This window comes from Corynebacterium phoceense, from assembly GCF_900092335.1.
GTDB classification, from domain to species: domain Bacteria; phylum Actinomycetota; class Actinomycetes; order Mycobacteriales; family Mycobacteriaceae; genus Corynebacterium; species Corynebacterium phoceense.
This window is the reverse complement of record NZ_LT596207.1, coordinates 471,219-492,770: the sequence shown is the minus strand read 5'-3', so window position 1 is coordinate 492,770 and position 21,552 is coordinate 471,219. Positions and strand designations below refer to the sequence as shown.

Genomic DNA, 21,552 nt, shown 5'->3' with positions numbered 1-21,552 from the left:
AGGAGCATTCACGCTGTGAGCACCTTCCCTGTCCGTCGTCCGCGCCGCCTGCGCCAGTCGCCCGCCATGCGGGAGCTCGTTGCCGAGACGCACCTGCACCCGAGCGACCTCATCCTCCCGATGTTCGTCGCGGATGGAATCTCCGAAAAGCGCGAGATTTCCGCCATGCCGGGCGTCTACCAGCACACCATCGACTCGCTCAAGGCCGCCGCCCACGAAGCGCTCGACGCGGGTGTGCCGTGCATCGATCTCTTCGGCGTGCCGCTCGACGAGGACAAGGACGCCACGGGCTCCGTTGCCTGGCAGCCGGACGGCATCTTGAACCGCGGCATTCAGGCCCTGCGCGAGGAATTCGGCGACGACCTGCTCATCATGGCCGATACCTGCCTTGACGAATTTACCGACCATGGACACTGCGGCGTCCTCGACGACCGCGGCCGCGTGGACAACGACGCCACCCTGCAGCTTTACGCCGACATGGCGCGTGCTCAGGCCCGCGCCGGTGCCCACATCGTCTCGCCGTCCGGCATGATGGACGGCCAGATTGGCGTGATCCGCGAAGCTCTTGACGAGGGTGGTCACGAGGACGTCGCCATCATGGCCTACTCCGCTAAGTACGCCTCCGCGTTCTTCGGCCCGTTCCGCGAGGCCGTCGGCTCCTCCCTCCAGGGCGACCGCCGCACCTACCAGCAGGATCCGCGCAACTTCCGCGAGTCCATGCTTGAAGTCGAGCTCGACATCGACGAGGGCGCCGACTTCGTGATGGTCAAGCCCGCCCTGCCGTACCTCGACGTGCTCTCTGCCATCGCCGAGTTCTCCTCCGTGCCTGTCGCCGCGTACCAGGTCTCTGGCGAGTACGCGATGGTCAAGGCGGCCGGCGCCAACGGCTGGATCGACGAGCACGCCGTCATGATGGAGTCGCTTACCGCCATTAAGCGCGCGGGCGCTGACCAAATTTTCACGTACTACGCCGTCGAGGCCGCCCGCGAGCTGAAGGCTTAACACTTTGAGCGAGACTCCAGACCAGACCCCAGACACGACTGCTGCGAAGAAGCAGGAGAAGTCCCCGTGGCCCGAGGCCGCGGTCTACGCCATGGGCGTGTGGGCCGTCGCTCTCGGCGCGGAGGTCGTCCACCAGATCCTGCAGGTCATCCTCGGCATTCTCAACCGTGACGTCATGGTCGCTCAGATGTCGAAGTTCCTGCGCGACGAGGACCCCACCGCGTATTCGGACGGACTCGTGCGGCTCTCGGCGTACCTGTCCATCGGCTTTTCCGCCTTCGTCGCGTTTGTGATCCTGGGAGTGCTCGCCTGGATGCTCACCCTCTTCCGTGCGAAGCACAAGTGGGCGGGAACTGCGCGCCGCCTGTTGTTCATCTTCGGGCTCTACTACGCCTTGCGCGTCGTCTTCGTCTTCGTCACCTCGCCCGCGGGCTCCGATGCCCCCGATTGGCTCTTTGCCATTGACGGCATGATCCAAATCGTCGCTGGCGTCGCCGGTGGTCTCGGCGTCTACTTCGGTTCCCGCGAGCCGGTCATCAAGTACACCGGCGAGTACGAGCAAATCCGCAAGCTCCAGAAGGAGCTCGAGGAGGAGCAGAAGAAGCGCGAGGAAGAAAAGAAGCGCGAAGCCGAAGAGAAAAAGAAAGACGACGCCCCGCGATGACGAACGCCTTTCCCCACGACTACAACCGAGCTGCGCGCGGACAGAAGAAACCCGTCGATCTTGGGATCTGGCCCAACTCACTGAAGTACGCCTACTGGGTATTCGTCGTCGCCGCGGTCTACCTGGCGCTCACCGGACTCGCCGGCTTCTTCGGCCCGGGCGACTCGTCGAATACCGCCTTCTCCCAGTTCCTCGCCGAGAATCGCCATTTCGTGTCGTGGACGAATCTCGCCGCCGCCATCATTATCGCGCTCGTCGCGCCACAGCTCGCCCGCGCAATGAAGCACGCGCGCACCATTCTCGCAGCCGTCGTCGGCTTGTCCTGCTTCTTCAATATCGCGGCTATCGCCATCGGCGCGGGTGGCCTGCTGCTCGTCGCCATCCCGTTCCTCCTCCTCGGCGCGACGGTGCTCATGTACCGCCCCGACGCGAATGAGTTCATTCGCGAAAACAATCGCCCGACGCTTGATTAACTCTCTTCACAACACAAAGGATCCCAGCATGACCACTCGCAATGCCCCGATCATCGAGGCCGCCTATGGCCGCACGCCGTCCCGCCCGCCGGTGTGGTTCATGCGCCAGGCTGGGCGCTCCCTGCCGGAGTACAAGAAGGTGCGCGAGGGCATCGACATGCTCGACTCCTGCTTCATGCCGGAGCTGCTCGCTGAGATCACCCTCCAGCCGGTGCGCCGCCACGACGTGGACGCTGCCATCCTCTTCTCGGACATCGTGGTCCCGCTCAAGGCGGCGGGCGTCGACGTCGAGATCGTCCCCGGCCGCGGCCCTGTCATGGACGCCCCGGTCCGTACCGAGGCCGACATCGCGAACCTGCCCATTCTTGACCACGAGATCACCGAGGTCGCCCAAGGTATCCAGATCATCAACGACGAACTCACCGAGACCCAAGCCCTCATCGGCTTCGTCGGCGCACCGTTTACTCTCGCCAGCTACCTCATCGAGGGCGGCCCCTCCAAGAACCACGAGCGCACCAAGGCGCTCATGCACTCCCAGCCCCAGCTGTGGCATGCGCTCATGGAACGACTCACGCCGACCATCATCGCGTTCCTCGAGCAGCAGATGGCTGCCGGCATCGACGCCATGCAGCTCTTCGATTCCTGGGCGGGCTTCCTCAACGAGGCGGACTACCGCGAGTTTGTCCTGCCCTACTCGACCCGCATTCTCGCTACTGCCGCAGGCCGGATTCCCCGCATTCACTTCGGCGTCGGCACCGGTGAGCTGCTCACGGCCATGTCCGAGGCCGGCTCCGAGGTCATGGGCGTCGACTACCGCGTCTCCATGGACGCTGCTGCGCACAGAGTCAACACCAAGGTCCTCCAAGGCAACCTCGACCCGGCGCTGCTCTTCGCTGGCGACGATGCCGTCCGCAAACAGGTACAAAGGATCAAGAGCGAGGTCGACGCCGCCGGCGTCGGCCACATCTGGAACCTCGGCCACGGGGTTCTGCCCACCACTGACGCCGACGCTATCACTCGCGCCGTCGCCATCATTCACAACGAAGGCTAGAGGAGAAGGCTAATAATGAAGATTGCCATCATCGGAGCCGGCGTCGCCGGGCTTACTGCGGCCTATGAGCTGCGCGACCACGAGGTGTACGTGTTCGAGGCGGCGGGGCGCATCGGCGGCAAGTTGCACACCGTGCCCTTCAACGACGGTCCTATGGACATGGGCGCCGAGGCCTTCATCGCTCGCCGCACGGACGCCGTCGCGTTCTTCGAGGAACTCGGCCTCACTGACTTTGCGCGTCCGAATCGGGAGCTGCGCCCCCGCATCTATTCCGGCGGCGAGCTCCACTTCCTGCCCAAGGGCGGCATGATGGGTATCCCGTCGCAGCCCATTGACCTGGTTTCTGATGAGACCAACGCCCGCATCGAAAACGAGCAGCCCTTCGAGTGGACCCCGGGCCAGGACGTCTCCGTGGGCAAACTCATTCGCCAGCAGTATGGCGATGACGTTGTCGACCACGTGGTCTCGGCGCTGCTTGGCGGCGTGTACTCTTGCACCGCTGATGACCTCGGCGTCCGCGCAACGGTGCCACAGCTTGCCGATGCCCTCGACACCCTCGCCGCCGAGGGCCCCGTCACCCTCTCCGCTGCCATCACGCACATCGAGTCCAACCGTTCGCCGGCCGAGGGCTCTGTCTTCGCCGCGTTCCCGGGTGGCTACGCGACGCTTTACGAGACCCTCGCCGAGAAATCTGGCGCCGAGATCCACCTCGACACCTTCATTTCGGGTGTCACAAAAACTGACGCTGGCTTCAAGGTCGCCGGTGCCCCCGCTGAGCTGGGCGAGTTCGACCGTGTCCTCTTCGCAACCCCGGCTCCCACCACCGCGCGCCTGCTACCGAAGGTCGCCCCCAAGGCTGCCGATGCCCTCAAGTCCGTCAAGCTCGCCAGCTCCGCCGTCGTTGGTTTCAACTTCGCGTCCAACGTCGACCCGGAGGGCAATAAGATTCCGGACGCCACCGGCATCCTCATCGCCGCTGACGAGCCCGACCTGCATGCAAAAGCATTCACCATCTCGTCTAACAAGTGGCCGCACATCGGCGAGCGCCCCGGCTTCATCGTCCGTGCTTCCTTCGGCCGCTATGGCGATGACGCCCTCGTCCGCGCCGAGGAAGACGACCTCGTCGACTACGCGCTCGACGATCTGCAGAAGATCACCGGCTTCGATGGCCGCGCGACCGGAGTGAACGAAATCTACACCCAGCGCTGGTTCGGTGGCCTGCCGCGCTACGACGAGACCCACCTTGCAACGGTCGAGGCCACGCGCGCAGCCATCGCCGAGGTTCCCGGCATCGACGTCACCGGCGCCTGGGCCGGCGGCGTGGGCGTGCCCGCGGTTATTGCTGACTCACGAGCAGCGGCAGCGCGATTGATCCAATAATGAGCACCGCAATGGCGGCCAAGAACGCCTTGGCCTGCCAGCGCGCGTAGTTGAAGTCGATGCCCACCCCGAAACGCTTCTCCACCAGCACGGCTGGGTCGTCTGGGTTGTAGTAGAACATGCCTGCCTTGTAGAGATGGTCGTTATCGGGGGATTCGGCTTCGGCGGCGGGCATGTCTTTCTGCGCGTTGATGAAGACCACGAGCATCCCGATGATGCCCAGCACACTCGCCGCCATAATCGACGTGAACCCCACCCACGTGTAGTCCGCGTACCGTGGCAGTACCGTGACAACCTGCGCCACCGCGAGCGCCGCGTTGAGTAGGACGACGAGGACGCCCGTGCCATCAATGCTCGCTGCGAGCATCGCGTGCGTGCGCACTTGCCCGGCCGGCGTGCGGTCCGAGCGAACGTGCACGAATGAGTAGCGAATGAGCAACGCGACCAGGGCATACGTCACTACCATTCCCAGAGCAACGAAGCTCATCAGGAAGACGGAGCCCACAGACTTATCGGCCCACGCATCGGGCTCGTTGGCCCCGTTCCAGTGCGTAGCGACGACATCCGGGATTTCGTCCCACCGCGCGACCACAATGAGCGCACCCGCCGCAGTCAGAAAAAGTGACGCCGCGATGCCAGCCCAAGGAAAAGAAAACCGTGGCTCGGAGGTGACGCTGCCAGCGATGACGGTGTCGACGCCTTCGAACCACCCGCCTTCGGCCTTAGCTTTGAGGATTGTGTGGCGTTCAATGACGTAAGCAACGAGCGATCCCGCCACGACGAGCATCGAGGTCAGCGAGGCGAGAACGGGGTACTCCCACAGCACTACCGTGAGCACCGTGGCTGCGATTCCAACGCTCCACACGATGGTGCGGTAGGAGCGCAGCGCGGAGGTGACGGCGGCATCGGAAAGCTGGGCATGCGGGACGCGAACGCCGAGCGGGGCGGTCGGGGTGAACCGCGGCGCTGCTGCAAGGATGAATGTGAGCGCGAGGGTGAGCGCGGCCATAGAGATTATGAACACTGGACGAGTCCCTTCTTGAGGGTGGCAAGGATGGCCTCAATATCGGCGTCGCTAAACCCTTGGGCGCGGGCCTTCGTGGCCAAGCGAAGCGCGTCGCTCGCAAGACGTGCGCGCTGCTGCGGAGTAGGAACGCGCTTTTTAATGACGCTGCCTGAGCGACCGCGGGTCTCAATGACGCCGTCTGCTTGGAGCGCGTCGTAGGCCTTTTTCGCTGTGGCCGGGTTAATGCCGAACTCCGCGGCGACGCGGCGCACCGGATCGAGTTTGTCGCCCTCTTTAAGCTCGCCGCTTGCGATGGCTTCTAGGATGCGGTCATGGATCTGCTGGTACAGCGGGACCTCGGAGTCGGGTTCGAGGGTAATAAACATGCGAAACTCCCCAATCTATTTTGTGCCACATCTTATGGTACAGACTGTATTGATGCAAGTGGTACAGAATGGGTTTGTTAATGTTAACGACTTGCGACTCCCCGTTGAATGCGGCCCTGCCGGACGACGAGCGATCGGCAACGGCTAGTGCCCGCTAGATGGGTAAGTTGCAGGCTACAGAGATTGGAACCACTGCCCGACGTCTTGAGATTTTGAGGGGATCATCTCGCGCGGCACACGTTACGGCTTCAAAACAAGGCCGTTGAGGCATATTTGTCGGGGCGGTGGCCTTGTGCCGAGGGCTAGTAGTGAGCTGAGTGCCGGCGTCACTTTTTCTGACGGTCGGGCGCGCGTCCTTTTTAATCCTTGTGGACGAAGATGGACGAGAAGTCCTCGTTGCCGTGGCCGAGTTCCTGCTGGTGCTCGAAGCGTGCGATGGCGGCCTCGACGGCGGGCAGCGGCTCGGTGGCCGTGGCGACCATGAGCTTGGAATCCTTGCACAGTGCGTCCACCGTGAAGTCGCCCGGATCGGTCGAACGCTCGCCGCGGATGAATGGGCCCTTCATGGTGGCCATGAAGTTGAGGCCTGTGATGGAGAGCATGTCAAGGACCTGCTCCTCGCTGAAGCCCTCGGCGTCGCCGAGCACGAGGGCTTCCTTGACGCCCTCGGCCATGACAGAGAGCGCCATGTTGGCGAGCAGCTTGCCGGTCGCGGCGGCCGCGCCGGAGTCGACGGGGATGAGCTTGTCGGGGTGGGCCCAGGGGCGGGCGATCTCGACGGCGAGATCCCTGATATCGCGATTCGCGCCGCCCACATAGACGCCCAGCTCGCCCGCGCGGGCCGGACCGAGCGACCCCACGACGGGCGCGTGGACGTACGTGGGCACGGCCTCTGCGAACTCGCGGGCGGCGGCAGGGGAGACAGTCGTCGTGTCGATCCACGGGATACCGGCGGGGATAACGTCAGTTTTAATGACGGCCTCGCGCACATCGTCAGGGCCGAAGAGCGAGGTGATGATGACCTCGGCGTCCTGGACAGCGTCCTGTGGAGTCGCGGCCTGTGTTGCGCCCTCGTCAACGAGCGGCTGCGCGCGCTCGGCGGTGCGGTTCCACACGGTGACCTCGTGGTCCTTCAAAAGATGACGGGCCAATTCAGTGCCCATACGGCCAGTTCCTAAAAATGCGATCTTCATGGAATCGAGTGTGCCAGAATGGTGCGCAGGCGCGCAGAGGTGTGCGCCCCGGACGAGGGAGCCGTACCCGGCCACGCGACAAGACGGCCAGAAGGATAGCTATGTCGTGGCTCGTGTTGGTAATCTCCGGTTTGTTTGAGGCGGTGTGGGCGACCGCGCTCGACCGCTCGGCAGGCATGACGAAGCTCTGGCCCACTGTCATTTTCTTTGCGGGGCTCGCGGTGTCTATGGGCGGGCTCGCGTGGGCGCTTAAGTCGCTTCCGGTGGGAACTGCGTATGCCGTGTGGGTGGGCATCGGCGCGGTGGCGACGCTGGGCTACTCCTTCCTCACGGGTGCTGAGACGATGACCGCGGTGAAACTGCTGTTCGTGGCGATGATTGTGGGCGGAATTATCGGGCTGAAGGTCACCGGCTAGGCGGAACTAGAACGGCGCGGGCTCGTCCGGGTCGGGCTGCGGGGCCTCGTAAATTTCAACAATCTGGCCGTCGAGCTCGATCTTGAGGGCCTGGGCCTCGGCGCGGGAGCTGCGGCGACGGGCCTGGATGTTCTGGGAGACGGACTGGACCCAGTGCTTCTGCTTGGGCGAGAGCGGGCCCGAGGGCTCCGTGATTTCCCAGGTGCCGTCCTCGAAAAGGAAGACAAGATCTCCCGTTTCCGGGTGAGGGATGTAATAGAAACGCCCGTCCGTCTTCATATTGTGGTGGTGCTGGCAGAAGGAGAACAGGTTCGACGGGTGCGTGGGGCCACCGTCAGAAAAATCGACGCAATGATCCTTCTGGCACTTGTGTGCGGGGCGCTTACATCCAGGGAAGCGACACGTGCCGTCGCGGCCCTCGATGAATTTCGCCATGACGTCCGGTGTCTTGTACGAACAAGACTCCTCGACCTGGGACTCGTCGCGAACCACGGTGGGCGTTAGATTTTCTAACGTCGTGCCATAGCCCTCGATGAAGGTGGGCGCGAATTCCACGTCCGTCGCGCGGTACGTGTGGAGGATGACGTGCGCGGTGGGCTTGACGGCGCCAGTAAGCAGCGCCACGGCGGCATCGGCAAGCGGGACGCCGAGCTCCTTGGCCATCTCGCGGACCTGCTGGTCGATGATGGCGCGGGTTTCTTCCTCGACCTCGAGGGAGATGAATTCGGAATCGGAGCGGAAGCGGCGCTTCTTGTGCCCCTTGCGCATGGCGATGGTGTCATCGAGCGCCGTGATGATTTCGCGGACCCGGCGCACGATATTGGCGCGCGTGGGCAGATGTTGGTTGGCGCGCCGGGGCGTGAGGTAGTCGATGAGCGCCTGATCGACCTGGTCGTAGAGGAACTGCGGTGCGACGCCGAGGCGGTCGAGCGCCTTGTCAATGCCGATGAGACGATTGAAGTCGAGCAAGAAATACTTTGCCTGGAGGGCAGCCAGCTTGGGCAGCTCGCGCAGGCGGTAGAGGGCGGAGATGTAGTTATTGATTTCGGTGAGATCCTTGCCCGTGATGGCCTGAAGGCGGCGCAGGACGAGATCGATGTCGAGAGAGGGCTCCGGGAGATGCTTTTCCCAGAATGCGAATTCTTCGCGGCGCATGCGGGCGGCTTCGCGGGTCTCGGGGCAGTCGGGGTTGGTGGGAGCGTAGAAACGGGTGGGCGGGGTGGAAGTAGTGGTGGCGGTCGTCATGATTCGGCTCCGGGAGAGATATGAAGGAGGGGAACTAACGTACGAATGCCACTCTAAAATAGGGGGTCAACATGAACGCATGTATATGCGTTGAACAGCGGTTATGTGAAGTTCAGGTGGTCTGGCATGCGGGGGGCAGGAAGCGCAGGGATGTTCGGCATTTGGGGTGGTGGCGGCAGAGTAGGTTGCGGCAGGGTGGGCGGCGCAGGAAGCGGCGGCAGGGTCGGAGCGGGAGGTGGCGGCGGCAAGGTGGGGACGGTGGGCAGAGCAGGAAGTTCGGGCATGCGAGGGAGCGCGGGAGCCTTGGGTCGTGCGGGCTTCGGCGCAGGAGCCGGAGCCGGGGCGGGCGGAGGTGTCGAAAGGGCCGGCGCAGATATGCGGACCGGTGTAGACGTGGATGTGTGCGCGAGGGTGGGAGAGGGGGCATCGGAAAGCGTGGGCGGGGGTGTGGAAGGGCGCGGACGCAGGGGCGTGGGAGAAAGAGCGGGCGTCCATTCGGCGAAGACGGGCGTGGTGGTGTGGCGCGGTGCGAGCGACGGCGCAGGTGCAGCGCAGGCACACAAGGACAAGGTGAGAGCGGTAATGGCAGAAAAAGTGACGGTGCGTGTGAGCACGATACCCCCCCGGGTATGTGACAGTGTGTGACCCCAGATTAAGCGAGGTGAGGCGCGGTGGCAATATCAGACTTTTGTATGGCGCTTAAATAGTTACAATGATTCCCATGCCTAATATCTCCCAGTCCCAGCAGTGGTTCGAGCGTTCTTCCCAAGTCATCCCCGGCGGCGTGAATTCGCCGGTCCGCGCGTACGGTTCGGTGGGCGGTCAAGCCCGCGTTATCGCACGGGGCAAGGGCTCGCGCCTGTGGGACGTGGACGGTAACGAGTACGTCGATTTGGTGAGCTCCTACGGCCCCATGATTCACGGCAACGCACACCCGGAGATTATCGAGGCCGTGCAGAAGGCGGCCGTGGATGGCCTGTCCTTCGGCGCGCCCACGGAGGGCGAGGCTCTCCTCGCGGAGGCTATCGTCGAGCGCACCGCTGCGGAGAAGGTCCGTATGGTCAACTCCGGCACGGAGGCCACCATGTCCGCCGTGCGTCTGGCCCGCGGTTTTACGGGCCGTTCTAAAGTCCTCAAGTTTGATGGTTGCTACCACGGCCACGTGGACGCGCTGCTTGCCGCCGCGGGCTCCGGCGTTGCGACGTTCGCGCTCCCGGATTCCCCGGGCGTGACGGGTGCGACGGCGGCGGATACCATCGTCGTGCCCTACAACGATTTGGAGGCCGTGAAGAAGGCTTTTGCTGAGCATCCGGGCGAGATTGCCTGCATCATCGCGGAGGCCGCCGCCGGCAACATGGGCACTGTCGCTCCGGCTGAGGGCTTCAACGCGGCGCTCAAGGAGATTGCGCACGCGGACGGCGCGCTGCTCATCCTCGACGAGGTCATGACCGGTTTCCGTACCTCCTACAAGGGCTGGTACGGCGTGGATGGCGTTGCAGGTGACCTCGTCACCTTCGGAAAGGTCATCTCCGGCGGCCTGCCCGCCGCGGCCTTTGGCGGCCGCGCCGAGATCATGGATTACCTTTCGCCGCTGGGCCCCGTCTACCAGGCGGGCACCCTCTCCGGTAACCCCGTGGCGATGGCCTCTGGCCTCAAGTCGCTGGAGCTTGCCGATGCCCCCCTCTACGACCGCTTGGCTTCCCATGCGGACCGTCTCACCGGCATCCTGTCTGCTGCGTTGTCCGCCGAGGGCGTCGCGCACCATATCCAGCGCGCGTCCACGATGTTCTCCCTGCGCTTCGCGGAGGGCGAGGGTCACAACTTCGAGGAGATGAAGGCCGCGGAGACGTACCGCTTTGCCCCGTTCTTCCACGCGCTGCTGGAGAACGGCGTCTACGCTGCGCCGTCGCCGTTCGAGACGTGGTTTGTATCTGACGCGCTCACCGACGATGATTTTGAGGTAATCGAGAAGGCCGCCAGTGTGGCGGCGAAGGCCGCGGCCGCTGCGCAGCCGGCATCCTAAAAGGAGAACACACTATGTCGACGACCATCGTGCACTTGGTGCGCCACGGCGAGGTGCACAACCCGGAGAAGCTTCTCTACGGGCGCATTCCGGGCTACCATCTGTCCTCGCGCGGCTTCTCCCAGGCTGCGCGTACCGCGCAGTCCTTCCTGGGTCACGACGTGGAGCACTTGGTGGCCTCGCCTCTGCAGCGCACCCAGGAGACCGCGGGTGAGATCGCCAAGGTCGTGGGCCTCGACGTGGAGACGGACAAGGGCCTTATCGAGTCCGGCAACCAGTTTGAGGGCCTGCGCACCAAGGGCTGGAACTCGCAGCTGTGGAACCCCAAGCGCTGGCCGCTCATGCGCAACCCGCTGGAGCCGTCGTGGGGCGAGCACTTCGACGTCATCGCGGATCGCATGATGGCCGCCGTCGAGCGTGGCCGCGTCGCCGCCGAGGGCCACGAAGCCATTCTGGTGTCGCACCAGTTGCCCATCGTCATGGTGCAGCGCACTGTGCTGGGCAAGCGCCTGGCCCATGCCCCCTGGAATCGCGAATGCGAGCTCGCCTCCGTGACCTCGCTCGTGTTTAAGGGCTCCGAAATCACTGACATCTTCTACTCCGCACCGGCACATGAATTTTAAGATCGCTATCGCCGTTGTAGTCGCCGGCCTTACTTTGAGCGCCTGCACCTCGGACAACGCGGACCAAGCCGTCGCCCAGGGGGGAACCTTCGAGTTCATCTCGCCCGGCGGCCAGACCGTCATCGAGTATCCCGCGGAAGAGCGCAAGCCGCTGCAGGACTTCTCGGGCGAGTCCCTCCTGGAAGAAGGGAGGACGATTTCGCTCTCCGATTTCAAAGATGAGATCGTCGTGCTCAACTCGTGGGGCCAGTGGTGCGCGCCGTGCCGCTCCGAGTCGGATGACCTGCAGCGCGTCCAGGAGGAGTTGGACAAGCGTGGCACCGGCACCATCCTGGGCATTAACGTCCGCGACTACAACCCGGACATCTCGCGCGACTTCGTGAAGGATAACGGGATTACCTACCCGTCCATCTACGATCCGCCGTTCAAGACGGCCGCTGCGCTCGGCGGCGTGCCCACGTCCGTCGTGCCCACCACCATCGTGCTCGACAAGCAGCACCGTCCCGCCGCCGTCCTCCTCAAGGAGACGACGGACAAGGAGCTGCTCGAGATCATCGACAAACTGGAGCAGGAATAGATGGGCGAGGCTTTCGCTGATGCCGCGGCGAGCGGCCCACTGCTGCTGGGCCTGCTCGCCGCCGCCGCGGCCGGACTCGTGTCCTTCGCGTCGCCGTGCGTCGTGCCGCTCGTGCCGGGCTATATCTCATACCTCGCCTCCGTCGTCGGCGGCTCGGTGGAGTACGACGCGGCGGGCGTGCGCGTGTCGGGTCGTCGCGGCCGCGTGACGCTCGCGGCAATCCTCTTCGTGCTCGGGTTTACCGTGGTCTTCATGCTCGCGACGGTCTCCGTCTTCGGCGCGATCTCGGCGCTCCGGCTCAATGCTGACTCCTTGATGCGCGTGGGCGGCGTCATCACGATCCTCATGGGCATCGTCTTCATGGGCATCGTGCCGGTCCTGCAGAAGGACACGCGCATGGCGCCCAAGCGCTGGACCACGTGGCTGGGCGCGCCGCTCCTCGGTGGCGTCTTTGCCCTCGGCTGGACCCCGTGCCTGGGGCCGACGCTCACGGCCATCATTTCGGTGAGCGCTGGCACCGCGGGCATGACGGCGGTGCGGGGCACGTTCCTCATTGTTGCCTACTGCCTGGGCCTGGGACTGCCGTTTGTGCTCGTGGCCTTGGGCTCGGCTAAGGCAGTGCGCTCCGTCGACTGGTTGCGGCGCCATACCCACGCTATCCAGATCTTCGGCGGCGTGCTCATGATCCTCGTCGGCCTCTCCCTCGTGACGGGGCTGTGGGCAGAGTTTATTAACCTCATCCAGCAGTGGACTTTCAACTACGGCGCGACGCTTATCTAGCAGTCGCGTCTATGTAAGGAGACTTCGTGAAATATTTGCGCAAGGCGTGGCACTGGCTCACCAGTATGCGCACGGCACTGGCCCTGCTTTTCTTGCTCGCCGCCGCCGCCATTCCGGGGTCTCTGTTGCCACAGCGCTCGCTCAACGAGACGAACGTCAACGAGTACATTGCCTCCAACGGCAAGGTCGCGGAGATCTACGACAAGCTTCAGCTTTTCGATGTCTTCGAATCCGTGTGGTTCCAAGCCATCTACCTGTTGCTGGCCATTTCGCTTATCGGATGCATCATCCCGCGCTCATGGGATCACTACAAGGCGTGGCGTTCCAAGCCCACGCGTGCCCCGCGCTACCTGGAGAAGATGCCGCTGCATGCGGCCGCGACCTCGGAACGCTCCTTCGACGAGCTGCAGGCCTCCGCAAAGAAGATGCTGGGCAAGTGGCGTTTCACGGAGGTGCAGCCGGACGAGGATCGCGCCGGGGCGTATTCCATTTCCGCCGAGCGCGGCTACGCCCGCGAGCTGTTTAACCTCATCTTCCACATCGGTCTCGTGGCTATCCTTGCCGCGGTGGCGCTGGGCAAGTTCTTCTCCTACGAAGGCATGGTCATCGTCGTGACGCAGTCCGGCTCCTACGAGAACGCGACGAAGGTCGACCAGTCCACGGAGTTCTGCAATACCTCGACCTCGAACTTCGACTCCTTCCGTGCCGGAGCGCTTTTCGACGGCACAGGCCTCAACCCCTTCTGCTTCATCGCGCATGACTTCACCGCGAAGTACCTGTCCAATGGCCAGGCCGAGATGTTCACCTCGAATATCTCGTATGCCGTCTTCTGCTTGAAAAAAAAAAACGAGAATAAATANCAAGGACGAGTCTGAGTGGCAGGACTACCAGCTGCAGGTCAATCACCCGCTGCGCCTGTCCACGGACCGCGTCTACCTGCAGGGGCACGGCTACGCACCAACCGTGACCATCGAATGGCCGAATGGCGAAAAGCGCACGCAGACCATGCAGTTCCAGCCCACGGAGACGACCCGCTTCCTCTCTTCGGGCGCTATGCGCTTCGACCCGCCGGCGGGCATGTACCCGGACCTCTATGAGCGTCGCCAGAACCAGATCGCGCTGCAGGGCCTTTTTGCACCGACGGCCGAGTGGACCGGCGAGAACGGCAAGATGCTCGCCTCGGCATACCCGGCACTGACAGACCCGGCGCTCGCTATTGACATCTACCGCGGCGACGCGGGCCTCGACACAGGTGTCGCGCAGTCCATCTTCTCGCTCGACTCATCGCTCATGCACTCGGGTCAGCTCCAGAAAGTCGACCGCGTCAACCTCACACAGGGCGAGTCGGTCACGCTCGACGACGGCACGAAGCTCACCTTCGACGGCGCCTCCGAGTTCGCGAATTACCAGATTTCTCACAACCCGGCCCAGACACCGCTGCTCATTGCGGCGCTCGCCATGCTGCTCTCGCTCGTGGGCTCGCTCGTCATCAAGCGCCGCCGCGTGTGGGTGCGCCTGCGCCCGAACGATGATGGCACCACCCAAGTCGAGATGGGCGGTCTCGCGCGCACGGACCGCGCTGGCTGGTCCGAAGAATTCGACAAACTCTACCGCATCCTCATGGAGCTGCCGGACGCGGACGAGGTTGAAGAAGACGATATCTGGGTCGACGACTAGCGTCTTACCCCCGTATCCAGGTCATTAGCAGGATATAAAACTCCGTCAAAAGTTGGACTCGGTCGCCGGGGCGGGGTAGCCTGTGTAACCATGCTCGTCGATCAGAACCTGTCCAATTTCTCGGACTTATCGTTTAGGACTGCGCTGGTCCTTTACGTGATTTCTCTGTTCCTGTCCCTCTTTTACTACGTGCGCATCCAAGCCGTCATCGACGCACGGCGCGCCCTGAAGGCGGCGGTGCCCGCCGCGGGTCAGTCGGGCGGCGTTCTCCTTGAGGAACGCCCCAGCAACCTGCAAGAAAATGCGGAGAAGGCCGAGGCTACCGCGAACAAGATTGGTGGCATGCTGCAGTCGCTGCTGTGGATCGGCATTGCCGTCCACGTCGTCGCCATCGTGCTGCGCGGCCTGTCTGCGCACCGCTTCCCGTTCGGCAACCTCTACGAGTACGTCCTCATGGTCACCGCGGGCGTCATGATCGTCTCCTCCATCGCGCTGCAGCGCAAGGAGTGGCGCACCCTGTGGCCGTGGATCCTCGTCCCGGTCCTGGCACTCATGTTCTTCGGCGGCACGAAGCTCTACGCCGAGTCCGCCCCCGTCGTCCCGGCGCTGCGCTCCTACTGGCTGCCGGTGCACGTCACCGTCGTCTCCCTCGGCGCTGCCATCGGCCTCTTCTCTGGTCTGTCCTCGCTGCTGAGCATGCTGCGCAGCTGGCAGCCGAAGGGGAAGGAGCATGGCTTTATTGGGGGCATCGTCAAGCCGTTGCCCACCGCGACGAAGCTGGATACTCTCGCGTACCGTACCGCTGTCATTACGCTGCCCACGCTGGGCCTGGGTATCGTGCTCGGCGCCATCTGGGCCGAGGCCGCCTGGGGCCGCTACTGGGGTTGGGACCCGAAGGAAACCGTCTCCTTTGCGACGTGGGTTCTGTACGCCGCGTACCTCCACGCACGCGCTACTCCATCAATGCGGAAGGCTGCTCCGTGGATAAATATCGTGGCTATGGCTACGATGGTCTTTAACCTGTTCTTTATCAACATGGTCGTCTCCGGCCTGCATTCCTACGCGGGCCTGAACTAGCTTCTGCTTGAGTGAGGTTCCCCGTGTCTGAGGAAAGCCCGTTAAACCGTACGCGCAATAAACAAGGCAAGCCTGCTGGCGATAATCCGGCGTTGCTTGACCTTGGCGCGCAGCTCGCCGCGCGCCGCCGTGAACTGGGCATTTTGCAGCAACAGCTTGCCGATGCCGCCGGTATCTCCCGCTCCACCCTCCACACCATCGAGCATGGTGGCACGGGCGTGCGCTGGGAAAAAGTCGTGGCCGTTGCAGATGCGCTGGGCCTCGAGATGACCTTCACACAGCGCTAATCTTCAGCGCTATTTTTCGTCTTCGTTCTTCTTCTGCTCCCGTTCGCGTGCGCGGCGCTCCTTGAAGCGCTTCTTGTCGAGCTCCCACAAAAAGTTCTCATCATCGTCCGGCCCCTTGATCTGCGGGGTGGCCGGGCCTTGCACGTTTTTCCGGTTGTTGTTCCACGTGCCGGGGCCAAAGGCCTTCCAGACGAGGATGACGGCAACGACGATGAGGACGAGGAGGAGGATTCTACCCATGGGGGCCATTCTAGCTTTTCGGGTTTCGCGCGGGGCGCGTAGAATCATACGAATGATTGAGGAGAATACGAACCCCGAGCCGCCGGCACCGGATCCGGAGCTGCGTAAGAAGTCGCGTCGCGCCATGGTGAAATACGGCCTGGCCCGCCTGGGACTCTTCCTCGTGCTCACGGTTATCATTCACGGCATCGTGCTGCTCGTGAACGCCCCCGTCATGTTGCTCATCTCGGCGATGCTTGCGCTCTTCCTTGCGCTGCCGCTGTCCATGCTCATGTTCACCAGGTGGCGCGTGGAGGCCACCGAATCGCTCGCCGCGTACTCCGCGCAGCGCAAGGCGCACAAGGCGTGGGTCGAACAGGAGCTCGCGGGCCGTTAAACCTGGCTTCCGCGTGGAACCCAAGCGTGGAGCCCAAGAGGGTGTCATTGAGATGGTGCATTGTGGTCCTTAGAAGATGAATTACACCTTCTCAGGTACACCTTTTACTTTCGCGGGCGCGACCGAACAGAAAAACTAACGTCCGAAGAGTGCGGCGATAATGAGCATGACCGGCAGCGCGCCGAAGGTCGTGATGAAGACGGTGTCGCGCGCGACAGTCTGGCCCGCTTGGAAGGTCGCCGCATAGTTGTAGACCTGCTGCGCCGTCGGTAGCGCGGCGAGGATCGTGGCCGCATAGACCGCGTCAGCGTCGAGGCCAACGAGGGTGGCTACGGCGAAGGCGATGGCGGGCATGCCAGCGAGCTTGAGACCAGAAGAGACGAGCACCTGGGTGCGCACGGTGGCATCGGAAAGCACACCGGAGGTCTTGAGCGAGGCGCCGAAGCTCATGAGGATCATGGGGATGGAGGCGCCGCCCAGCAGATGAATGGGTTCCGTAATGGGTTCGGGGACGTGGATGCCTGTGTAAGCGACGATGAAGCCGAGGATGCTCGCCACGACCATGGGGGAGAGCAGTCCGGTTTTCACCGCGCCGAGGAGCGACTTTCCGCCCAGCGCGCCCAGGATGATGGGCGTGAAGAGCACCATCTGGATAAAGACCATGGGGATGGCGTACGTCGAGTCGCCGAGGACGTAAATGGAGACCGGCAGGCCAATGTTGACCGAGTTGAAGTAGCTCGCGGCGGCGGCGCCGGAGGTGGCGTTGGCGAGGCCCTTGCGCCAGAAGAGCGCAAGGTAGAGCCCGGAGACGATGACGGTCGTCACGATGATAATGAGTGTGACCGGTGTGAAGACGTTCGCCGGATCGGAACGCGCGACGGAGTCAAAGAGAAGCGCCGGGGTCGCCGCGTAGAACGCCACGCGGTTGAACATGAGACGCTCTCGGTCGCTGGCAATGACCCCGCGCACGGCGAGGAACCAACCAATGAAGATGACCGCCAGGATGATGGCGAAGCCCGTGAGAACGCCCTGCATGCGCTAGATGAAAGCCACGGCGATTGCGGTGAGCAGTGCCCAGATGAGCATCGCGCGGCCAGCGAGGCCGAGGACCGGGATGAGCTGGGGGCCGCGGGCGCCACGGTTGACGGTGCGCACCGCCTGCAGCGCGAACGGGAAGTAGAGCAGGCCCGCGAGCGCTGCCCAGGAACCGAACGCAATGATGATCGTGTACACGGTGGGCAAGAGCAGCAGCGCGGTAAAGAGCAGGCGAGATTTCTGGTCGCCGAGGCGCACCGCGAGGGTGATCTTGCCGGCCTCGGTGTCCGAGGGGATGTCGCGGATATTGTTCGCCAGGTTTACTGCGGAGCTCATGCCGCCCACACCGATGGCGAGGAGCACGCCGGTCCAGGAGGTGGCGTGAGCCTGCGTGAACTGCGTGCCGAGGACGGCGACGAGGCCGAAGAAGACGAAGACGGCGACCTCGCCCAGTCCCATGTAGCCGTAGGGGTTCTTGCCGCCGGTGTAGAACCACGCGCCCGCGATACACAGGGCGCCGACGAGGATGAACCACCAGGCGTCCGCGGAGATAGACAGCGCGATACCCGCGAGTGCGGCGACGCCGAAGCAGGCGAAGGCCGCGTACTTGACGTGTTGCGGTTTCGCTAATCCGCCACCGATAAGGCGCTGCGGGCCGGTGCGGTCTTCGTCCGTGCCGCGGATGCCGTCCGAGTAGTCGTTCGCGTAGTTGACACCCACGATAAGAGCCCACGCAACGATGAGCGCGAGGAGCGCGCGGCCGATGTGGAATCCACCGAGTGCTGCGGCAGCGCCCGTGCCCGCGACGACGGGGGCGAAGGCGTTGGCCCATGTGTGTGGGCGGGCGCCTTCGAGCCAGTCATGAGCGGTCGCGGGATACTTCTGAGCGGGTGTGGTCATGGAACATATTGTGCCACGCGTGGGTGCGGGCTCTGAATGCAGGATCGCTAGACTGTTGTTCATGGATGAACACCTTCGGCTGGCGGACTTGCCCGAGCGCACCCAGGATTATCTCAAGGTCCTGTGGGATATTGCGGAGCATACCGGCGGGGACGCGGTGCCGCTGGGCGAACTGGCGCGGCGCACGGGGCAGAAGCTGCCCACGGCCTCGGAGGCGGTGAAGCGTCTGGCGGCGCAGCGGCTCGTCTATCACGAGCGCTACTCGGGCGTGCAGCTCACGGAGGAAGGCCGCCGCCTCGCGATGGGGATGGTGCGCCGCCACCGGCTGCTGGAGACCTTCCTCGTCACGACGCTGGGCTACACGTGGGACGAGGTCCACGAGGACGCGGACCAGCTCGAGCATGCGTGCTCGGATCTCTTCGTTGAGCGTCTCGACGCGCTGCTCGGCTCGCCCGCGCGCGACCCGCATGGCGATCCCATCCCAGATCCGGAGGGTCGCATCGAGGACCTGGGCACAGCCACGCTTGCCGATGCCCCCGTGGGCGCCACCGTCGCCATCGAGCGGGTCCGCGACGAGGACGCCGAGTTGCTGCGCTATCTCCAGGAACATGGGGTGCGCGTGGGCGAGAGCGTGACCGTTGAGGCGGTCGTCGCGGGACTCGTGCGGGTACGGGTCGGAGACGCCGTGATGCCGCTCGCGCTTGACGCGGCACGCGAGATTACGGTCTCGGGAATGTAGATTTTTTGCGGCTGCACGGTTCCTCGTGTGCCGCTTATACCTGCAGGTTATCCATGTTTGAAGTAGGGTGTTCAGCACGTTGAACTATGCGGTGGGGGTTAATAGAGGAAAATTGTTGGGAACCATTGGGGTTTCCCTGTCGACAACTGACACGTGATTTCAATAATTCATTTGTCGCCGAGGAGCTTCGGCGTTCTCAGAAGGCTCCACACTGTCGTGGGCGTCATCGTTGCGCCCTTTCTCATCGTTGCCGCGCTCACAGGCGTGCTCTATGCGCTCGCGCCGAGCCTGGAGAAGATCGTCTATGCCGACCTCACCCGGCCCTCGGGTGAAGCAGTTGTCTCGCTCGAGGACCAGGTCGAGGCAGCGCGCGAGGTGTATCCGGATCTCGCGCTCAACACCGTCCAGGTCATCCCGGGGGAGAACACTCGCGTGCTGTTTGCGGATGACGCGCTGCCCTCGAAGAGCTACACGCACGCGGTCTTCGTGGACCCGGCGACGGGTGAGGTGCGCGGCGAAAAGGTCCAGTACGGCAGCTCCCGTGCGCTGCCGCTGCGCGCGTGGCTATCCAATGGCCACCGCTCGCTGTGGCTCGGCGAGCCAGGCCGGCTCTACTCGGAGCTCGCCGCGAGCTGGATGGGCGCACTCACCATCGGCGGACTTGTGCTCTGGCTTGGCCGCCGGAAGCGCACTCGCGGCACGCTGCGCACGCATGCGTGGTTGGGTGCCCTGTGCTCTGCTGGATTTCTCTTCCTCACGGTGACGGGACTGACATGGTCCTCCGTGGCCGGCGGGAACATTGGCAAGCTACGCACACTGCTCCACTGGAAGGCGCCGCAGCTCTCGGCCTCGGCCAGCGAGCATGCTGGTCACGGTGCGGGTTCCATGGAGCACATGGACATGGGGCCGGATCTTGCGTCGCTTGATGGCGCCTATGACGTGGCGCGCGAGGCTGGGCTGCGCGGAATCCTCAACCTGCAGCCGAACGGTGCCGCGTGGAATATCACGGAGGCGCGCGCTCCCTTTGTCTTCCATAACGACGCCATCGCCGTGGTGGACGGCCACGTTGTGGAGCGTGTCAATTTCTCTGAGTGGCCGCTCGCGGCGAAGCTCACCGAGTGGCTTATCAATCTCCACATGGGCTTCCTCTTTGGACTGGTCAATCAGATTGTGCTGGCGCTTATCGCGCTCGCGCTGCTCGTCGTGAGCATTCTGGGCCTTGTCATGTGGTTCCGGAGGGGGCGGCGCTTCGCGGGCCCCCAGGGCTTCGGCAAGCTCTCGAAGCCGGCGCTGGTGACGCTCGTGCTGTGCCTGGTCATCTACGCCATTATCGCGCCGCTCTTTGGCATCTCGCTCGTGGTCTTCCTCGTCGTGGACGCCGTGTGGCGGGCTATTAGAGGCGCTGGCGCGACAGGAAGTTCCACACCTCCTGCGACGCGTCCGGCGTCCGATTCCACGTATGATTCTGTGAGTTCGTGATGAGCTGCAGTTCTTCCTTCGCACACGCGTAGACGTGGCGCTGGCCGCCGGGGATGTTCTCGATGCGTGGCGGGAACGCGCAGGCATTGCGCTTGATGTAGCTGCTCATGAGGTGGTCCACGTCGAGGAAGTGCGCGCCGTTGTGGCGGTAGCCGCCGTGATAGAACATCATCGTGTCGCCGGTGCCATGCATGATGAGGAACGGGATGGCCTCGTTCCGGCAATTCATGTTGACGGGGTCGTAGTAAGCGCCGCCCACGGCGGCCACGCCCGCGAAGACGTGGGGCAGGTGGCACGCGACGACCGCGGTCATGCCGCCGCCGTTGGAGTGACCCGTGGCGTAGATGCGCCGGCGGTCCACGTTGTAGGTGCGGTCGAGCTCATCGATGATTTGCGTGATGAACGCGAGGTCCTCGCCGGGTCGCACGACCGCGTAGGGCGCGCCCTCCCAGCCGTGGTTGATGGACTCGGGGTAGATGCGGATGGCCTCACGCGCTGCACCCGTCTCGTTGAGGCGTGAGTAGCGGCGGAAATTCTCCGGGCTATCGCGCCAGCCGTCGAAGCCGAAGATGACCGGGGCGGGGCGCGCCGGGTTATAGTGCGTGGGCATCTCGATGAGGTAGCGCCGCGTGCGGCCGGTGGATTGAGTGAAGACCTGGCCGCCGGTGCCGTTGATGAAGAACGGGGCGGGCTTCGCGTTACCCACGCGCGGGGCCGGCGCGGCAGGAAGCTGCGCCTGGGAACTTCCGGGGATGGCGCCGAGCTGCTCGTTGACCTGCGCGGTGAGGTCGGCGGCGGCTCGGTTGAGCTGGTTTGCCGTTTGGCTGCTCATGTGCTGCAGATCATCGAGGGGCGCGGCAGTGGCGATGGGGGTGGCGATTGGGGCGGCGAGGGAGAGGAGGCCGGTGAAGAGCATGGCTGTC

The 21,552-nt window shown here is 63.9% G+C and carries 23 protein-coding genes and 1 riboswitch; of the genes, 15 read left to right on the top strand and 8 right to left on the bottom strand.

All coding sequences use genetic code 11. The features are described 5' to 3' along the window. The first annotated feature begins 15 nt into the window (after positions 1 to 15). From hemB to BN9444_RS02325, 5 genes are read left to right on the top strand one after another with little or no spacing between them, the layout of a single operon-like run. Positions 16 to 1,002, top strand: coding sequence for a porphobilinogen synthase (gene hemB / locus BN9444_RS02345; protein WP_066489668.1), 987 nt, complete (start codon positions 16 to 18; stop codon positions 1,000 to 1,002). A gap of 4 nt (positions 1,003 to 1,006) precedes the next feature. After that, positions 1,007 to 1,666 carry a hypothetical protein gene (locus BN9444_RS02340; RefSeq protein WP_066489676.1) on the top strand — a complete coding sequence of 220 codons (660 nt, stop codon included), beginning with the start codon at positions 1,007 to 1,009 and terminating at the stop codon, positions 1,664 to 1,666. Then, the gene (locus tag BN9444_RS02335) at positions 1,663 to 2,139 is read left to right on the top strand and encodes a hypothetical protein (RefSeq protein WP_066489686.1); all 477 of its coding nucleotides are present in this window, start codon (positions 1,663 to 1,665) and stop codon (positions 2,137 to 2,139) included. Before BN9444_RS02340 ends, BN9444_RS02335 begins: the two co-directional genes overlap by 4 nt. A 28-nt stretch (positions 2,140 to 2,167) precedes the next feature. Continuing rightward, complete coding sequence (hemE, locus tag BN9444_RS02330; protein ID WP_066489692.1) at positions 2,168 to 3,190, top strand: uroporphyrinogen decarboxylase; 1,023 nt, start codon at positions 2,168 to 2,170, stop codon at positions 3,188 to 3,190. Between the two features lie 15 nt (positions 3,191 to 3,205). After that, a complete protein-coding gene (locus tag BN9444_RS02325) occupies positions 3,206 to 4,570 on the top strand; it encodes a protoporphyrinogen oxidase (protein WP_068801371.1) in 1,365 nt (454 codons plus the stop codon). Here BN9444_RS02325 and BN9444_RS02320 read toward each other — a convergent pair. From BN9444_RS02320 to BN9444_RS02310, 3 genes are all read right to left on the bottom strand, one after another. After that, on the bottom strand, positions 4,527 to 5,594 hold the full coding sequence (locus tag BN9444_RS02320) for a DUF1648 domain-containing protein (RefSeq protein ID WP_141681460.1): 1,068 nt from the start codon (positions 5,592 to 5,594) through the stop codon (positions 4,527 to 4,529). The genes BN9444_RS02325 and BN9444_RS02320 overlap by 44 nt on opposite strands. Beyond that, positions 5,585 to 5,962, bottom strand: a complete 378-nt coding sequence (locus BN9444_RS02315) for a GntR family transcriptional regulator (protein WP_066509819.1) — start codon at positions 5,960 to 5,962, stop codon at positions 5,585 to 5,587. Before BN9444_RS02315 ends, BN9444_RS02320 begins: the two co-directional genes overlap by 10 nt. A gap of 359 nt (positions 5,963 to 6,321) precedes the next feature. After that, positions 6,322 to 7,155 (bottom strand): NAD(P)-dependent oxidoreductase, encoded by an 834-nt coding sequence (locus BN9444_RS02310; RefSeq protein WP_068801370.1) that lies wholly within the window; start codon positions 7,153 to 7,155, stop codon positions 6,322 to 6,324. Positions 7,156 to 7,180: 25 nt separating this feature from the next. After that, positions 7,181 to 7,247: riboswitch (guanidine-III (ykkC-III) riboswitch) on the top strand. A gap of 9 nt (positions 7,248 to 7,256) precedes the next feature. On the opposite strand from BN9444_RS02310, the gene BN9444_RS02305 reads away from it, so the two are divergent. Further along, positions 7,257 to 7,571, top strand: coding sequence for a DMT family transporter (locus BN9444_RS02305; protein ID WP_066489701.1), 315 nt, complete (start codon positions 7,257 to 7,259; stop codon positions 7,569 to 7,571). Between the two features lie 6 nt (positions 7,572 to 7,577). On the opposite strand, the gene BN9444_RS02300 is transcribed toward BN9444_RS02305, so the two are convergent. After that, positions 7,578 to 8,816: an HNH endonuclease signature motif containing protein gene (locus BN9444_RS02300; protein ID WP_068801369.1), complete on the bottom strand. Its 1,239-nt coding sequence runs from the start codon at positions 8,814 to 8,816 to the stop codon at positions 7,578 to 7,580. 712 nt (positions 8,817 to 9,528) lie between these two features. Between BN9444_RS02300 and hemL the strand changes: the two genes are divergently transcribed. The 6 genes from hemL to BN9444_RS02265 all read left to right on the top strand — a co-directional run bounded on the left by hemL (position 9,529) and on the right by BN9444_RS02265 (position 15,860). Beyond that, positions 9,529 to 10,839, top strand: a complete 1,311-nt coding sequence (gene hemL, locus BN9444_RS02295; protein WP_369799430.1) for a glutamate-1-semialdehyde 2,1-aminomutase — start codon at positions 9,529 to 9,531, stop codon at positions 10,837 to 10,839. Between the two features lie 14 nt (positions 10,840 to 10,853). Next, positions 10,854 to 11,462, top strand: a complete 609-nt coding sequence (locus BN9444_RS02290; protein ID WP_068801368.1) for a histidine phosphatase family protein — start codon at positions 10,854 to 10,856, stop codon at positions 11,460 to 11,462. Next, the gene (locus tag BN9444_RS14645) at positions 11,452 to 12,039 is read left to right on the top strand and encodes a TlpA disulfide reductase family protein (RefSeq protein WP_068801367.1); all 588 of its coding nucleotides are present in this window, start codon (positions 11,452 to 11,454) and stop codon (positions 12,037 to 12,039) included. The genes BN9444_RS02290 and BN9444_RS14645 overlap by 11 nt, the downstream gene beginning before the upstream one ends. Further along, entirely contained in the window at positions 12,040 to 12,819 is a 780-nt protein-coding gene (locus tag BN9444_RS14640) for a cytochrome c biogenesis CcdA family protein (RefSeq protein ID WP_066509810.1), read from the top strand. 1,767 nt (positions 12,820 to 14,586) lie between these two features. After that, positions 14,587 to 15,573, top strand: coding sequence for a c-type cytochrome biogenesis protein CcsB (ccsB, locus tag BN9444_RS02270; protein ID WP_066509803.1), 987 nt, complete (start codon positions 14,587 to 14,589; stop codon positions 15,571 to 15,573). 23 nt (positions 15,574 to 15,596) lie between these two features. Next, a complete protein-coding gene (locus BN9444_RS02265) occupies positions 15,597 to 15,860 on the top strand; it encodes a helix-turn-helix domain-containing protein (RefSeq protein WP_066489756.1) in 264 nt (87 codons plus the stop codon). A 9-nt stretch (positions 15,861 to 15,869) separates the two neighbouring features. Here the strand turns inward: BN9444_RS02265 and BN9444_RS02260 are convergent, their stop codons facing one another. Next, complete coding sequence (locus BN9444_RS02260; RefSeq protein WP_066489764.1) at positions 15,870 to 16,100, bottom strand: hypothetical protein; 231 nt, start codon at positions 16,098 to 16,100, stop codon at positions 15,870 to 15,872. A gap of 52 nt (positions 16,101 to 16,152) precedes the next feature. On the opposite strand from BN9444_RS02260, the gene BN9444_RS02255 reads away from it, so the two are divergent. Next, positions 16,153 to 16,476: a DUF4229 domain-containing protein gene (locus BN9444_RS02255; RefSeq protein WP_066489773.1), complete on the top strand. Its 324-nt coding sequence runs from the start codon at positions 16,153 to 16,155 to the stop codon at positions 16,474 to 16,476. Positions 16,477 to 16,611: 135 nt separating this feature from the next. Here BN9444_RS02255 and BN9444_RS02250 read toward each other — a convergent pair whose 3' ends face one another. Beyond that, on the bottom strand, positions 16,612 to 17,511 hold the full coding sequence (locus BN9444_RS02250) for an AEC family transporter (protein WP_066509801.1): 900 nt from the start codon (positions 17,509 to 17,511) through the stop codon (positions 16,612 to 16,614). Between the two features lie 3 nt (positions 17,512 to 17,514). Beyond that, positions 17,515 to 18,411, bottom strand: a complete 897-nt coding sequence (locus BN9444_RS02245; RefSeq protein ID WP_068801366.1) for a 1,4-dihydroxy-2-naphthoate polyprenyltransferase — start codon at positions 18,409 to 18,411, stop codon at positions 17,515 to 17,517. A gap of 61 nt (positions 18,412 to 18,472) precedes the next feature. Here BN9444_RS02245 and BN9444_RS02240 point away from each other — a divergent pair, with 61 nt between their 5' ends. After that, positions 18,473 to 19,150, top strand: a complete 678-nt coding sequence (locus BN9444_RS02240; RefSeq protein WP_068801365.1) for a metal-dependent transcriptional regulator — start codon at positions 18,473 to 18,475, stop codon at positions 19,148 to 19,150. A 153-nt stretch (positions 19,151 to 19,303) separates the two neighbouring features. Further along, positions 19,304 to 20,629 (top strand): PepSY-associated TM helix domain-containing protein, encoded by a 1,326-nt coding sequence (locus BN9444_RS02235; protein WP_255356870.1) that lies wholly within the window; start codon positions 19,304 to 19,306, stop codon positions 20,627 to 20,629. On the opposite strand, the gene BN9444_RS02230 is transcribed toward BN9444_RS02235, so the two are convergent. Further along, positions 20,544 to 21,545 (bottom strand): CE1 family esterase, encoded by a 1,002-nt coding sequence (locus BN9444_RS02230; RefSeq protein ID WP_084759223.1) that lies wholly within the window; start codon positions 21,543 to 21,545, stop codon positions 20,544 to 20,546. The two genes, BN9444_RS02235 and BN9444_RS02230, sit on opposite strands and share 86 nt — an antisense overlap. Positions 21,546 to 21,552 lie beyond the last annotated feature (7 nt).